15 protein-coding genes and 1 tRNA gene are annotated in these 13,366 nt (G+C 66.0%); 12 read left to right on the top strand and 4 right to left on the bottom strand.

Annotated elements, in window-relative coordinates; genetic code table 11:
• Position 1 precedes the first annotated feature (1 nt).
• From ACYQ4T_RS13510 to ACYQ4T_RS13495, 4 genes are read left to right on the top strand one after another with little or no spacing between them, the layout of a single operon-like run.
• A complete protein-coding gene (locus tag ACYQ4T_RS13510; protein ID WP_459854856.1) occupies positions 2–1,195 on the top strand; it encodes a Tm-1-like ATP-binding domain-containing protein in 1,194 nt (397 codons plus the stop codon).
• Positions 1,196–1,206: 11 nt separating this feature from the next.
• Complete coding sequence (locus ACYQ4T_RS13505) at positions 1,207–2,127, top strand: SRPBCC family protein (RefSeq protein ID WP_459854854.1); 921 nt, start codon at positions 1,207–1,209, stop codon at positions 2,125–2,127.
• Between the two features lie 11 nt (positions 2,128–2,138).
• Positions 2,139–2,909, top strand: coding sequence for an SDR family NAD(P)-dependent oxidoreductase (locus ACYQ4T_RS13500; RefSeq protein WP_459854851.1), 771 nt, complete (start codon positions 2,139–2,141; stop codon positions 2,907–2,909).
• A gap of 19 nt (positions 2,910–2,928) precedes the next feature.
• On the top strand, positions 2,929–4,266 hold the full coding sequence (locus ACYQ4T_RS13495) for a type I glutamate--ammonia ligase (protein WP_459854849.1): 1,338 nt from the start codon (positions 2,929–2,931) through the stop codon (positions 4,264–4,266).
• Here the strand turns inward: ACYQ4T_RS13495 and ACYQ4T_RS13490 are convergent.
• Both ACYQ4T_RS13490 and ACYQ4T_RS13485 read right to left on the bottom strand, forming a co-directional pair.
• Positions 4,263–4,454 carry a hypothetical protein gene (locus ACYQ4T_RS13490; RefSeq protein ID WP_459854846.1) on the bottom strand — a complete coding sequence of 64 codons (192 nt, stop codon included), beginning with the start codon at positions 4,452–4,454 and terminating at the stop codon, positions 4,263–4,265. The two genes, ACYQ4T_RS13495 and ACYQ4T_RS13490, sit on opposite strands and share 4 nt — an antisense overlap.
• Before the next feature lie 348 nt (positions 4,455–4,802).
• Complete coding sequence (locus tag ACYQ4T_RS13485) at positions 4,803–5,042, bottom strand: hypothetical protein (protein WP_459854843.1); 240 nt, start codon at positions 5,040–5,042, stop codon at positions 4,803–4,805.
• Between the two features lie 227 nt (positions 5,043–5,269).
• Here ACYQ4T_RS13485 and ACYQ4T_RS13480 point away from each other — a divergent pair, with 227 nt between their 5' ends.
• Genes ACYQ4T_RS13480 through ACYQ4T_RS13470 form a run of 3 tightly spaced genes read left to right on the top strand, consistent with a single transcriptional unit; the run spans position 5,270 to position 8,000 of the window.
• Positions 5,270–6,850, top strand: a complete 1,581-nt coding sequence (locus tag ACYQ4T_RS13480; RefSeq protein ID WP_459854840.1) for a DUF4118 domain-containing protein — start codon at positions 5,270–5,272, stop codon at positions 6,848–6,850.
• Positions 6,851–6,852: 2 nt separating this feature from the next.
• Positions 6,853–7,566: a response regulator transcription factor gene (locus ACYQ4T_RS13475; RefSeq protein ID WP_459854837.1), complete on the top strand. Its 714-nt coding sequence runs from the start codon at positions 6,853–6,855 to the stop codon at positions 7,564–7,566.
• 35 nt (positions 7,567–7,601) lie between these two features.
• Positions 7,602–8,000 (top strand): hypothetical protein, encoded by a 399-nt coding sequence (locus ACYQ4T_RS13470; RefSeq protein ID WP_459854834.1) that lies wholly within the window; start codon positions 7,602–7,604, stop codon positions 7,998–8,000.
• Positions 8,001–8,041: 41 nt separating this feature from the next.
• On the opposite strand, the gene ACYQ4T_RS13465 is transcribed toward ACYQ4T_RS13470, so the two are convergent.
• Complete coding sequence (locus tag ACYQ4T_RS13465; protein ID WP_459854832.1) at positions 8,042–8,962, bottom strand: 3-hydroxyacyl-CoA dehydrogenase family protein; 921 nt, start codon at positions 8,960–8,962, stop codon at positions 8,042–8,044.
• Positions 8,963–9,093: 131 nt separating this feature from the next.
• Here ACYQ4T_RS13465 and ACYQ4T_RS13460 point away from each other — a divergent pair.
• From ACYQ4T_RS13460 to argE, 5 genes are all read left to right on the top strand, one after another.
• A tRNA-Gly gene (locus tag ACYQ4T_RS13460) sits at positions 9,094–9,167 on the top strand.
• Between the two features lie 395 nt (positions 9,168–9,562).
• Positions 9,563–10,402 carry an OmpA family protein gene (locus ACYQ4T_RS13455; RefSeq protein ID WP_459854830.1) on the top strand — a complete coding sequence of 280 codons (840 nt, stop codon included), beginning with the start codon at positions 9,563–9,565 and terminating at the stop codon, positions 10,400–10,402.
• Between the two features lie 157 nt (positions 10,403–10,559).
• A complete protein-coding gene (gene apaG / locus ACYQ4T_RS13450; RefSeq protein WP_395014807.1) occupies positions 10,560–10,958 on the top strand; it encodes a Co2+/Mg2+ efflux protein ApaG in 399 nt (132 codons plus the stop codon).
• Between the two features lie 31 nt (positions 10,959–10,989).
• On the top strand, positions 10,990–11,622 hold the full coding sequence (gene folE, locus ACYQ4T_RS13445; RefSeq protein WP_459854827.1) for a GTP cyclohydrolase I FolE: 633 nt from the start codon (positions 10,990–10,992) through the stop codon (positions 11,620–11,622).
• The gene (argE, locus tag ACYQ4T_RS13440) at positions 11,622–12,776 is read left to right on the top strand and encodes an acetylornithine deacetylase (protein ID WP_459854825.1); all 1,155 of its coding nucleotides are present in this window, start codon (positions 11,622–11,624) and stop codon (positions 12,774–12,776) included. Before folE ends, argE begins: the two co-directional genes overlap by 1 nt.
• A gap of 1 nt (position 12,777) precedes the next feature.
• Here argE and ACYQ4T_RS13435 read toward each other — a convergent pair whose 3' ends face one another.
• Positions 12,778–13,356: a hypothetical protein gene (locus tag ACYQ4T_RS13435; RefSeq protein ID WP_459854822.1), complete on the bottom strand. Its 579-nt coding sequence runs from the start codon at positions 13,354–13,356 to the stop codon at positions 12,778–12,780.
• Positions 13,357–13,366: the final 10 nt, after the last annotated feature.

Below are 13,366 nucleotides of genomic sequence, written 5' to 3'. Positions count from 1 at the left end.
CATGCGCAAGGTCTATGTGATCGGGACCTGCGATACCAAGGGGGACGAGCTGCGCTTCGCCTGCGCCTGCATCGCGCGCGCGGGGGCGAAGCCGGTGCTGGTCGATGTCTCCACGGCCAAGCCCGATCCGGACGCCGACGTCACCGCGGAAACGGTGGCCGCCCATCATCCGCAGGGCAGGGCGGCCGTCCTCGGCCTGACCGACCGCGGCAAGGCGGTCTCCGCCATGGGTGAGGCGCTGAAGCGCTATCTGCTCGCGCGCAAGGACCTTGGCGCCGTCCTCGGCCTCGGCGGTTCCGGCAACACCGCGATCGTCACCGAGGCGATGCGCGCGCTGCCGGTGGGGCTGCCGAAAATAATGGTCTCGACGCTGGCCTCCGGCAACGTCGCCGGCTTCGTCGGTCCGACCGACATCATGATGATGCATGCGGTCACCGACATCGCCGGCTTGAATGCGATCAGCCGGGCGGTGATCGGCAATGCCGCCCATGCCGTGGCGGGCATGGTCAGGACCAAGGTGCCCAAGGCGCGGAAGTCGAAGCCGACCGTGGGCTACACCATGTTCGGAGTCACCACGGCCTGCGTGAACGAGATCCGTCGCCGCCTGGAGCCCGCCACCGAGAGCTTTGTCTTCCACGCCACCGGCACCGGCGGCCAGAGCTTCGAGAAGCTCGCCGAATCCGGCTTCTTCGACGGCGTCATCGACATCACCACGACCGAGGTCGCCGACTACCTTGTGGGCGGCGTGTTACCCTGCACGCCCGACCGTTTCGGCGCCTTCATTCGCCACGCAATTCCCTATGTCGGCTCGGTCGGAGCCTGCGACATGGTGAATTTCGGCGCCCGCGAGACCGTGCCGCCGCAATTCGCCCAGCGGAAATTCCATGTCCACAATGCCCATGTGACGCTCATGCGCACGACGCCGGAGGAGAACGCGAAGATCGGCGCCTTCATCGTCGAGCGCGTGAACCGGATGCCGGGGCCGGTGCGCTTTCTCTTGCCGCTGAAGGGCGTCTCGGCGATCGATGCCGAAGGCCAGCCGTTCCACGACCCGAAGGCCGACGCCGCCTTGTTCGACGCGATCCGCCAGGGCTGGCTCAAGGCGAAGAATCGCAAGCTCATCGAGCTCGACTTCAACATCAACGATCCGGCCTTTGCCGCCGCGGCGGTCAAGGCTTTTAAAGACATCACCTGACGGAGAGATAAATGGCGCGCGCCTATGCCTCGACCATCCTGAAAGCCCCTGTTGAGACCGTTTGGAGCCTGGTCCGCGACTTCAATGCCCTGCCCAAATGGGCGCCGGCCATCGCGCGCTCCAAGATCGAGGATGGACTCGATGCCGATGTCGTGGGCTGCGTCCGCTCCTTCCATACCAAGGATGGCAAGCATGTCCGCGAACGGCTGTTGGCGCTGGACGACGCCAACTACTCCTTCACTTACAATTTCGAGAAGCCGGCCTTTCCGGTGAAGAACTACATCGCGACCCTGCGGCTCTATCCCGTGACCCACAACGACCAGACCTTCGCCGAATGGGAAGCCACGTTCGACGAGGCGCCAGGTGACGAGGGCAAATACGAGAAGATCGTCTCCAAAGATGTGTTTGCGTCCAATTGGGCGAATCTCGCGAAGATCGTCGCCGCCAAGAAGCCGAAGAAGCCCGAAGGGGTGGTGCGCTGGAAAGGCTATGCGCCGAACAAGGTCTGGACCTCGCGGGTGATGCGGGCGCCGGTCGAGCAGGTCTGGGGCGTCATCCGCGACTTCGCCGGCATGGGCGGCTGGCATGAGGATATCACCAAGATGCACATGATCGGCGGCGTCCGCTCGGACAAGGTCTCGGGCGTGCGCGACTTCTACTTCGGCCCGGGCCATCTGCATGAGGAGCTGCTGCATCTCTGCGACCGCACGCGCTCCTTCTCCTACCGCATCACCAAGTCGCCCTTGCCCTGGATCAACTATGTCTCGGGGCCGCGGCTCTGGCCGGTCACCAGCAACAACACCACCTTCGGGGTCTGGACCGGTGACTGGGATGCCAGCCCGCAGGACGACCTGACCCTGATCCCCAACACCGAGCAGAACGTCTATCAGAAGGCCTTCGCCACGGTCGAAAAGAAGCTGCGCAGGAAATAGGACAGAGCATCATGGCCGACTGGACCAAACGCTTCTCGCTCGCAGGCAAGACCGCACTCGTGACCGGCGCCACCAAGGGCATCGGGCAGGAGACTTGCAAGGTGCTGGCCGATGCCGGCGCCGACATCGCCGCGGTCGGCCGCGATCATGACGGCCTGCACGCAGTCAAGGCGGCGGTCGAGGCCAAGGGCCGTCGTTGCGTGACGATCGCGGCGAACCTGGCCGCCGTCGAGGATCCCGAACGGGCGGCCAGGGAGGCGCTGGCGGCCTTCGGCACGATCGACATCCTGGTCAACAACGCCGCCGTGGCGCTGATCGCCCCGCTGCTGGAAGCGAAAGTCGGCGACTGGGACATGACCATGGCAGTCAACCTCCGCGCACCGTTCCTGCTGGCCCAGGCGCTGGCGCCGGCGATGATCAAGAAGGGTCACGGCAAGATCATCAACATCTCGTCTCAGGCCGGCGTCATCGGCCAGGACAGCCATGCCGCTTACGGCGCGTCGAAGGGCGGGCTCAACACGCTCACAAAGGTGATGTGCGTCGAATGGGCCAAGCACAACATCCAGGTCAACAGCGTATGCCCGACCGTGATTCTGACGCCGATGGGTGAGGAGCACTGGGGCAAGCCGGAGCGCGGCGACCCGATGAAGGCGAAGATCCCCGCCGGCCGTTTCGGCAAGCCGGTCGAGGTCGCCGACATGATCCTCTATCTCGCCTCGTCGGCGTCGGACCTGGTGAACGGCCAGGACATGCTGATCGACGGCGGCTATACGGCGGCTTGAGCCGGCAGGGAGGCTCGACGTGACGGAAACGACGGCTGCAATCGCCGCGGCGCTCGATCGCCTGGGCGCCGAGGTCGTGCATGTCGGCCTGTTCGACTATGCCACCATGTTCCGCGAGCGGCGGATGCACCGCGCCGACCTGCTGGCCGGCGCCGAGACCGCCGTCTTCGCCAATGTGCTGCCGAAATGGGACACGGCGGAATCGATCCTGGCGCCTGGTCCTTACGGCAGCGAGACCGTGGCTTACGATCCGGCTTCGCTGCGGCCCTACCCGTTCGAGCCGCGCGCGGCGGCACTGGTCGCGGATTACACCGGACCCCAGGCGGAGATCATGCCGCGCCGCCTCCTGCAGCGGCAGATCGAGCGGGCGGATCGCGCCGGCTTCGACGTGCTCGCGGCCTTCGAGTTCGAGTTCATCGTGCTGAACGAAACCGCGGATTCATTGCGCGCGAAAGGTTTCTCCGGTCTCACGCCTTTCGCGGCCGACAACCGCTGCTGGTCGGGGCAGACCGCGGCCGCCCATGCCGGCTTCGTCGCCGGCCTGGAATCTTTGCTGCGCGGCGCGGATATCGATCTGTTCGGATTGGGCGTGGAGCTTGGACCCGGCTGCTTCGAGGCGACCTTGCGGCACAAATCCGCGATGCGCGCCGCCGACGATGCCGCCTTCTTTCGGATGTTCACCAAGGCGTTCTGCCGCCAGCGCGACCTGACGGCGTCCTTCATGCCGCTGCTCGGCGCGGATTTTCCCGGCATCGGCGGGCATATCAACCTCTCGCTGCTCGATCGCAAGGCAAGCAGCAATGCCTTCGCCGACCCGCACGACCCGCAGGGCTTGAGCGGCGTCGCGCGCCGCTTCCTGGCCGGCATCATCGACCTGGTGCCGGAGGTCTTCGCGCTCTGCGGCCATACGGTCAACGCCTATCGGCGGCTGGCGCCCGGCAGCTGGGCGCCGAAGACCGTGAGCTGGGCGCCGTACAATTATGCCGCCGCGGTCCGCACCGCCGCCGAGACCCCGGCGCAGACGCGGCTGGAGCTGCGGCTGCCGGGGAGCGACACGAACGTTTATCTCGCGCTGGCGATGATGCTGGGGGCGGGCTTGGACGGGCTCGAGCGCGGGCTCGACCTTGCCGACGCGCCGATCACGGGCGGCGGCCCGAACGAGATTCCACCGAATGCACCGCGCCTGCCAGCCGACCTCCTGGAGGCCACCAAACGCCTGCGCGGCAGCGCCGCCGCGCGGAGAATCTTCGGCGCTCCGTTCGTCGAGCATTTCGCGATGGTCTGCGAGGCGGAAGACGCCGCGTTGCGGCGCGCGGTCAGCACGGCTGAAGTCAGGCGGTATCTCGAAGCAGGTTAGAGATGCCGGGCGGCGTCGCCCAGGGCGTGCAATGCGCCGAGCATCGCGCCAGCGACGGCTGCGGCCCCGAGCTTGCCGGCCAGAACGAATCCCCCCGCTTCCTCGGCGGCCTCGAAATCCTCGCCGTCGATTTCGGCGCCCAGGACTTCCGCCGTGTCGTCTCTGAAGATGAACTCGTTGAGATCCATGTTGCTCTCCGATTCACGCGGCACCAGAAACTGCCTTGCGCACTCGCGACATGGGTCGCTGCGTTCGGGAGATCAAGCGGCGCTGCACCGGCTGCAACGGCCAAATCGCGCCATTCTGTGTCCGGCATCACACCTGGCGCGCTTCCCCCAATACGCAGCGGAGGCGAAACCGGACCGTTTCCTGACAAGGGCGCCCGGCGGGACTAGATCCGCAAGCGAGGCGCCAGCCGGGCCTCGCTGGAAAAAAGCCCTCCCTGTGGGGGCAGGGAGGGCGTCAGGGTTGCTGACCGAGGATAAGCGGGCCAGCAGCGCACCGGCATCTGCGGTATCGGAACCTGCCGGTGAACCTCATCCACCATAAGCGCCGCCGAGCGAGAGGCGGTGGACCTTGTATCGAAGGCCGAGCTCCGCTTCCACCTGGCTGGCGGCATCCGTCTTTGCCCGCAGTCGACCGGCGGGTCCGTTGAGCAGGATCCGCCACGCGCCGCTGATATCGGGCATGACCTCGATTTCCTCCACGCCGATGCCGTGGGGCTCGAGCGCAGCCGCAACATGCAGCTGAAGCTCTACGAGGCTGATTGCAATCAAACTGCGTTCTCCTGCCGCAGGGCCGCTTGAGGCGCGGCCTTCAATCCTTCCGGACCTTGATGGCGCGAAAGACCGTTGGCAACGAAAGTCTCGGGCATAGAAAACTTATAAGATTCTTATGGTGTGTCGAATCGCGGAAACCTCGCGAATAATGCCGCGTGCCGCGCCATGATCGATGGGGCATATTCGGTTGCCCGCGAGGTTATCCTCGACTTTCTTAGGTCGGCATGACGACACTCCCGCCCGCATTGCAGAGCGCCCCGGCCCGGCAACTCAAGCCGAAGCAGGCGACTCTGAAATTCAGCCCATACATGTGGTCGATCGTGGCGATTGCCCTGGCCACGCTTGCCGCCGTGTGGCTCAAGGATTTCACGCCGGCCCAGGGCCTGCTGTCGATGGTCTACCTCTCGGCCGTGCTCGTCTGCTCGGTCGTGCATGGCCGCACGGTCGGCATCTTCTCCGCGCTCCTGGCTTTCTTGAGCTTCAACTTCCTGTTCCTGCGGCCGCGCTTCGGCCTGACCTTCGAACCGGTCAGCAACACGCTGACGCTCGGCGTCTTCCTCGCGGTCGCCTTGCTGACCGGTACCCTGGCGGGGCGCGTGCGGGACCAGGCCAGGGAAACCGCCCAGCGCGCCGCGACCATGACGCTTCTCTTCAACGCCAGCCGCGCGCTTGGCTCGTCCTCCAACCGCGACGAGCTCGCCCAAATTCTCGCCGCCGAGGTTGCCAATGCGGGCGGCTGCTTCGCGCATGTATTTCTCAGGAGCGAAGAAGGAATCGCCTGGGCGGCGTCCGGCACCCCCTCCGAACACGGTGTGAGCCAGCGGATTTCCCAGGCCGGGCTTCGGGAGATCGCCGACCGGGCGTGGACGCAGATCGGCGCCGACAAACCGAACGTCGGAACAAGCGCGATCGAGCGCCTTGCCATCCAGCCCATCGGCACCCTGCGACGCCCCATGGGGCTCATCGTCTGCGAAGCCCTCGATGAGAGAGCATCGGCGTTCGAGGAGCAGATCGTCTCCATCCTCTGCCAGCTCGGTGCCGTCGCCCTTGAAAGGGCCGAGCTCATGCAGGAGATGACGGATGCGCGCGTGGTCCAGGAAAGCGACAAGCTGAAGACCGCGCTTCTCTCTTCCGTCAGCCATGACTTCAGGACGCCGCTGTCGGGAATTCTTGCGGCGGTCACCGCCTTGATCGAGCAGGGCGCCAAGTTCTCGCCGCAGGGCGCGGCCGAGCTGCTTTCCGACATTCGATGGCAGGCCGAGCGCGCCAACCGCTACGTCGCGAACCTGCTCGACATGATCAAGCTCGAGGCGGGCGCGGTCAAAGTGAAGCTCGAACCAACGGATATCACGGAGATCGTCAGCGCCGCCGTGCGCCGCTGCGGCGCGGCGCGGGCGGAGGCGGCGCTGGACCTCTGGGTCCGGAGCCTGCCCGAGGAGGCGTGCCTGGTCGAGGCCGACCCGATCCTGCTGGAGCAGGCCCTGTTCAACATCCTGGACAACGCCCTGCAATACTCACCCGCCGATGCCGGGATCGAGATCCAGCTGCGCGAAACCCTGCATATCGCCGAGATCGTCGTCTCCGACCAGGGCCCTGGGATTCCGCGGCAGGACCTGGAGCGGGTGTTCGACAAGTTTCACCGGCTTTCCAGCAATGCCGCCAACGCCCAGGGCACGGGCCTTGGCCTCTCGATATCGCGCGGGCTGATCGAGGCCATGGGCGGCACGGTGCGTGCCGTCAGCCCCGTCCAACACGGATCGGGAACCGCCATCCACGTCTGCCTCAAACGGGTCGACGAGGCGTGACCATGGCAAAGCAGGTCGTGCTGGTGGTCGATGACGAACCGCAGATGGTGAAGACGCTGCGGATGTCGCTTACGGTCGCCGGCTACGGCGTTATCACGGCCGGCACGGCAGGAGACGTGTTCGTCACGCTGCGCCGAGAGCCGATCGACGCGATTATCCTCGATCTCGGGCTTCCGGACCGGGACGGCAAGGAAGTGATCGCCGAAGTGCGGCAGTTCTCCGAAGTGCCCATCGTGGTGCTTTCGGCCCGGCACATGGAGGGCGAGAAGATCCTGGCGCTCGACGCCGGCGCGAACGACTACATCAACAAGCCGTTCGGGATGGGGGAGCTCCTGGCGAGGCTCCGGGTTGCGCTTCGGCTTCGACAAGGCCGGGAGGTCCCGCTCACCTATCGGAGCGCCGGTCTCGCTGTCGACTTTTCCGCCCGGCGAGTCATCGCCCAGGGGCGCGAGGTCCATCTCACGCCGAAGGAGTTCGACCTGCTGCGCATCCTCGCCGAGCATGCCGGGCAGATCGTGACCCGTAACGCGCTCCTGGCGGCGCTGTGGGGCCTCGGGGAACGTGACATTCAAGGGCTCCGTGTGCTCGTCGGGCAGCTTCGACAGAAGGTCGAGGCCATGCCCGGCGCGCCGGAATTCATTCTGACCGAGCCGGGGATCGGCTACCGGCTGCGTGCCGAGACGGAAGAGACAGCCGAGATCGGGGACGGAGCCTGATAGGCGCCGCGCTGTGCCGACTGAAGGAGAAGTGAGTGCCTGAAGAGCCTATTGCTGCCGACGTCCGAATTTTCATCGCGCAACACATCGAGTCCATTGCGCAACTTGAGGCGCTTCTGCTGCTGCATGATCAGCCGGATCAATGGTGGACGCCTGCCCGCGTTGCCGAGCGTGTCTTCGCCGACGAGAAGGAGATGCAGGCCGTCTTGTCCCGCCTATGCGCGATTGAACTCGTGGTTTCCAAACAGGACGCCTACGGCTACGAACGCCGGGCAGCCCTCGCCGAGACCGTGGACCGGCTGGCCGAGGCATATCGCAGCCGGCTCGTGGTGGTGACGAATCTTGTCCACGCAAAGCAGCGAGCCCTTCGCCAGCCGCCCGGTGCCGCCAAGTCGCCGCAGGTGCCCGACGACACCGGAAGTCCAGTCTCCTGACGCATCGAAGCTCTTCCTGGTCTCTGCGCCGCGTCTGCTGATCAGGTCGCGGCGCGGTCGCTGCGGAGCCAACGGAACAGCTCGGCCCGGCGCGCCGTCGAGAGCGCCGACCAGTCTTCCCGCCCGCGCTCGTTGATATGCGGGTCCGCGGACCGGCTCCGCGTGCCCACGCTCTCCGGCGGCATGGCAGATGTGTCCAGCGTCGGCTGCAGGAACTGGGCGAAGCGGAACATCGTGTCGAGGCCGCCGAGATCGGCGGATTCGATCGGACCGGTCACGCCGAGCCGGCGGCCGATGCTGTTCTTGACCACGGCATCGATGGCTTCGGCGGAAGCCGCACCGGAGGTCCAGAGCGACCAGGCCTCGCGCAGGATCGCGAACTGGATCCGGTTGCCGATGAAGCCGGCGATCTCGCGGGCGATGACGACCGGCTCCTTGCCGGCGTCACGGAGCCGCGCGCAGGTCCAGTCGATCACCGCCGGGTCGGTCTCCGGCGCGCCGCAGACCTCGACCAGCGGCAGGAGTTGCGGCGGATACCAGAAATGCGTGGCGATCACGCGGCCCTTGTTCTTCACGCGCGGCGTCAGCTCGCTGGCCGGATGGCCGCTCGAAGAAGCCAGCACCGCATCCGGTCGGGTGATCCGGTCGAGGCGCTCGAAGATCGAGAGCTTCAGCGCCATGTTTTCCGGCACCGCCTCGATGACCATGTCCGCTTGGGCTGCATCGTCCAGGTTGGTGGTCGGCCGGATCCGCGCCATCGCCGCCGCGATGTCCTTTTCCTCGAACAGGCGCTCGCGGGCGAATTCCTCGCGGCTCTGCCGAATGCGCTTGACCGCTTCCTGGAGGCTAGCCGTGCTTCGCCCGACCAGAATTACCTCCGTCCCGGCCGAAGCGAAGACTTCGGCAATGCCATGGCCGATGATGCCATTGCCGATCACCGCCAAGGTCCGCAGCTGCTGCACGCCGAGCCTCCCCCATGGGCTTTTGCCCAGCCTATCACAGCCGGGGCGGCAAGGGGGCCGAGGTGTCCCTGACGCGGATGGCGCGCCAGCTTGAACCACACCGCGGCTTCACCTATAAATTCGGCCAGGGCGCGGGTGTAGCTCAATGGCAGAGCAGAAGCTTCCCAAGCTTACGACGAGGGTTCGATTCCCTTCACCCGCTCCAACCTCCCGCCTTGGTTTTCTGATTCGCGCGTTCGGCGCACCGCTCGGACGGGCGGTCCTGGATTCACGTTCGGCGACGGTTCTTCAGCCGGAAACTGATCCACGCAGAGTTACCGCATAAATCTGCGTGAAGGCGGGCTATTTCGTCCTTAAGTGAATGGTTTTGTTTGGGAATTCTCAGATCCCGCAGTTTTGACATCGCCTGGGCGCCACCCTATAGTGCCCCGACTAGGCCATAGCTCCGTGGGGAACCGGTCAGCCGCAGAACTGTTGTCTTCGGAGCCGGTTATCGCCCAGGGGTCCAGATACATCATCACGGTCAAAGGTTCGAGTGTCGCGCGTGGGGGCATGCTGCCGACGCGCCGAGCCGGCGGAAAAAAGAAGAGCGAGGAAAACATGAAAACGCTGAAACTTGTGGCAGCCATCGGGGCACTGAGCTTCCTGGCGGCTTGCAGCTCCCAAATCGAGGAAGCGCGGATGGCGCAGCCGTCGGGGGGGACGCCTTTCACCCAGGCATTGACCCGCGAGTATAAGGACCTCTCGGCCTTCGAAGCCGACGAGATGAAGGATTGGAACGACGCCAACTACTTCGCCAGCAAGGCGCTGGCGGCGGCCGGCGGCCAGAGCGTCGCCCCGCAGGAGCCGGGCGAGCGCGATCTGCCGTCCGACGTGCTGCCGGAAATCCAGTCGGTGCGTCAGCGCCTGCTGACCGCGCTCGACGGCGGCGCCCGCGAGAACAAGGCGGACATTGCCGCCCGCGCTCAGGCGCGCTTCGACTGCTGGCTCGAGCAGCAGGAAGAGAACTTCCAGAACGATCACATCTCCGCTTGCCGCGACGAGCTGCTGGCCGCCCTGGCCGAGCTCGAGGCCAAGCCGGCCGAGCCCGCTCCGGCGCCGGCGCCGGCCCCGCAGGTCTACCTGATCCTGTTCGACTTCGATAAGTCGAACATCAACCCTGCGGCCCAGGCGGTCATCAACCGGGTCGTCGCCGACTTCAGCGCCAACAAGGCGAAGGCGATCTCGATCACCGGTTACACCGATCGTTCCGGTACCGACGACTACAACCTGAAGCTCTCCGAGCGTCGTGCCGACGCGGCCCGTGCCGCGCTGATCGCGGCCGGCGTCCCGGCGGATGCGATCACGACCGCCTGGAAGGGTGAGTCCGAGAACGCGGTCCCGACCGCGGACGGTGTGAAGGAGCAGGCTAACCGCCGCGACGAAATCATCGTCCAGTAAGCTTAAGGACCCGAAAAACTGGAACGGCGCCGGTCTCGACCGGCGCCGTTTTCCTTTGCCCGCTTTTCCTCTAAGCCGTTAGAATTTGCCTCATCCGGGCCGGGACTGCCTTGCGGCCCCATTCGGGACAGCGGCCGGCCGGAGTGTCGGAAGGACCATGTTCAAGTACCAGGAAACCACCCGGGCGATCACCGTGACGGTGGAGCCGACCTATCTCGAAGACCAGTCCTCGCCCGAGGAATCGCACTACGTCTGGAAGTACCATGTGCGGATCGACAACGGCGGCGAGGAGACCGTGCAGCTTCGCAACCGCTATTGGCGGATCACCGACAGCCTGGGCCGGATCCAGGAAGTGCGCGGTCCAGGCGTGGTCGGCGAGCAGCCGATCCTGCATCCCGGCGAGAGCTTCGAATACACCAGCGGCACGCCGCTGAAGACGCCGTCCGGAATCATGGTCGGCACCTACCAGATGGAAGCGCAGGGCGGCGAGCGCTTCGACATCGCGATCCCAGCCTTCTCGCTGGACAGCCCGCACCAGGCGATCCGCCTCAACTGATCCCCATCGGGTCCCGGACAAAGGAGCGAACGTGGCACGCAGCAGCAAACCGGCGCGTTCCAGCAAAGCCTCGAAACCGAGCCAGGCCGACGCCGAAGAGGCGGTCCGCACCTTGATCCGCTGGGCCGGCGACGATCCCAAGCGCGAGGGTCTGCTGGAGACGCCGGCCCGGGTCGCCCGCGCCTACAAGGAATTCTTCCGCGGCTACGGCGTCGATCCCGAAGGCGTGCTGAAGCGCACCTTCGAGGAGACCGACGGCTATGACGAGATGATCGTCTTGAAGGACATGCGCTTCGAGAGCCATTGCGAGCACCACATGGCGGCGATCATCGGCCGCGCGCATATCGCCTACCTGCCGAGCAAGCGCGTGGTCGGGATCAGCAAGCTCGCGCGCCTGCTCGACGTCTACGCCAAGCGCCTGCAGATCCAGGAGAAGCTGACGGCGCAGATCGCCAACACCTTGAACGAGGTGCTGCAGCCGCGCGGCGTCGCCGTGGTGATCGATGCCAGCCACCAATGCATGACCACCCGGGGGGTGCACAAGCCCGGCACCTCGATGGTCACCAGCCGCATGCTCGGCGCCTTCCGCAGCGACGCTTCGACCCGGCGCGAGTTCCTGGCCTTCATCGGCATGCCGCACGGCATCATCGGCAGCAATTCGTAATGCGGGTCGAGGAGATCCTGGCGAAGCTCGTCGCCTTCGACTCGATCTCGTCGCGTTCCAATCTTTCGGTCATCGACTGGATTGCCGACTATCTCTCCGGCCGGGGCATCCAGGCCGAGATCGTCAAGGCGCCCGACGGCCAGCCCAAGGCCAACCTCTGGGCCTCGATCGGCCCCGACTGCGACGGCGGCATCGTGCTCTCGGGCCATACCGACGTGGTGCCGGTCGAAGGCCAGCCCTGGTCGAGTGATCCTTTCATCCTGCGTGACGGCGGCGACCGCTGGTTCGGCCGCGGCACCTCCGACATGAAGGGCTTCATCGCGCTTTGCCTGGCGCTGGTGCCGGAGATGAAGCGGCGCACCTTGAAGACGCCGCTGCATTTCGCTTTCTCCTATGACGAGGAGATCGGCTGCCTCGGTGCGCCGAACCTGATCGCCCAGATCGGCAAGCGATTCCGGCAACCGCGCATCGCCATCATCGGCGAGCCGACCGAGCTGAAGCTCGGTACAAGGCACAAGGGCTGCTATTCCTTCACCACCACGATCACCGGCAAGGACGGCCATTCCAGCCAGCCGGAGCGTGGCCTGAACGCCATCCTCGCGGCGGCCGAGGTCGCGACCGAGTTGGGGCGGATCTACGATCGCCTCAGGCACGACGGCCCGTTCGACAAGAGCTTCGACCCGCCGCACAGCACGATCAATCTCGGCCGCATCAACGGCGGCACCGCGGTCAACATCATCGCGCGCTCCTGCAGCATCGAATGGGATTTCCGCGGCGTACCCGGCGCCAAGCCGGAGACCGTGCTGGACGCGCTGCGGCAGTTCGTCGATCGGGACTTGCTGCCGCGCTTGAAAGCGGTGGCGCCGGAAGCGAGCGTGGTCACCACCGACCGCGTCGCCGTGCCGCCGCTGGTCGAGGAGCATGACGGCGCCGCCGAGACCTTGATGCGCCTCCTGACCGGCCAGAACGACAGCTTCGGCATGTCTTTCGCGACCGAGGCCGGCCAGTTCCAGTCGGCGGGCCTCTCGGCCATCGTCTGCGGCCCCGGCTCGATCCGCCAGGCGCACCAGCCCGACGAGTTCATCCTGAAGGAACAGCTCGCCCTCGGCGAGGCTTTGCTCCGCCGCGTGATCGACTGGGCGGAGAAGAACTGAACTACCGCAAGAACCCGCCGAGATAGTGCGGGATCAGCTTTTCCATCTGCGCGTTCACGTCCTTCATGCTGACGTCGAGCAGCCGGAACAGCACCGCTTCGCGCTGGTTGAGCGTCATGTCCTCGCGCACGGTCTGGCTGCGCGAGGCCTGCCCGGTGACCGCGCCGGACCTGCCGCCCGATCGCACTTCGAGATTGACGGTGATCTGCAGGTCGAACCGGTCGGACTGGTCCTTGTGCGTCATGCCGGTAACGCCCGTCGAGCGCGGCAGCGGCGTCTGCGTCGCCTTGGCAAGCGTGATGGTGTAGATCGCCTCGCCCTGCTGGCCCACCGCGAGCAACCGGTCCTGGCCCCATTGCCGGGCGACCGCGGCGGGTGATTCCGGGAACTGGCTGCCCACGTCGTTGGCGGGATCGGGCTGGTAGCCGTCCACGATCGTGACCCTGGCCACGTCGAGCCGGAACGGCTGCAGGTGCTGGAAAGTGATCTCCGGGAATTGCTGCCGGTCCGGCGGCGTCTTGCAGGCGGCCAGTCCGAGAACCAGCAGCGCCGGGCCGAGCAGTTTCAAGAGGGAAGGCATCGCGGTCTCG

The sequence above is a fragment of the Dongia sp. agr-C8 genome (genome assembly GCF_054658695.1).
Note: the sequence above shows the minus strand (reverse complement) of the source record. Positions and strands in the feature narration are given on the sequence as shown.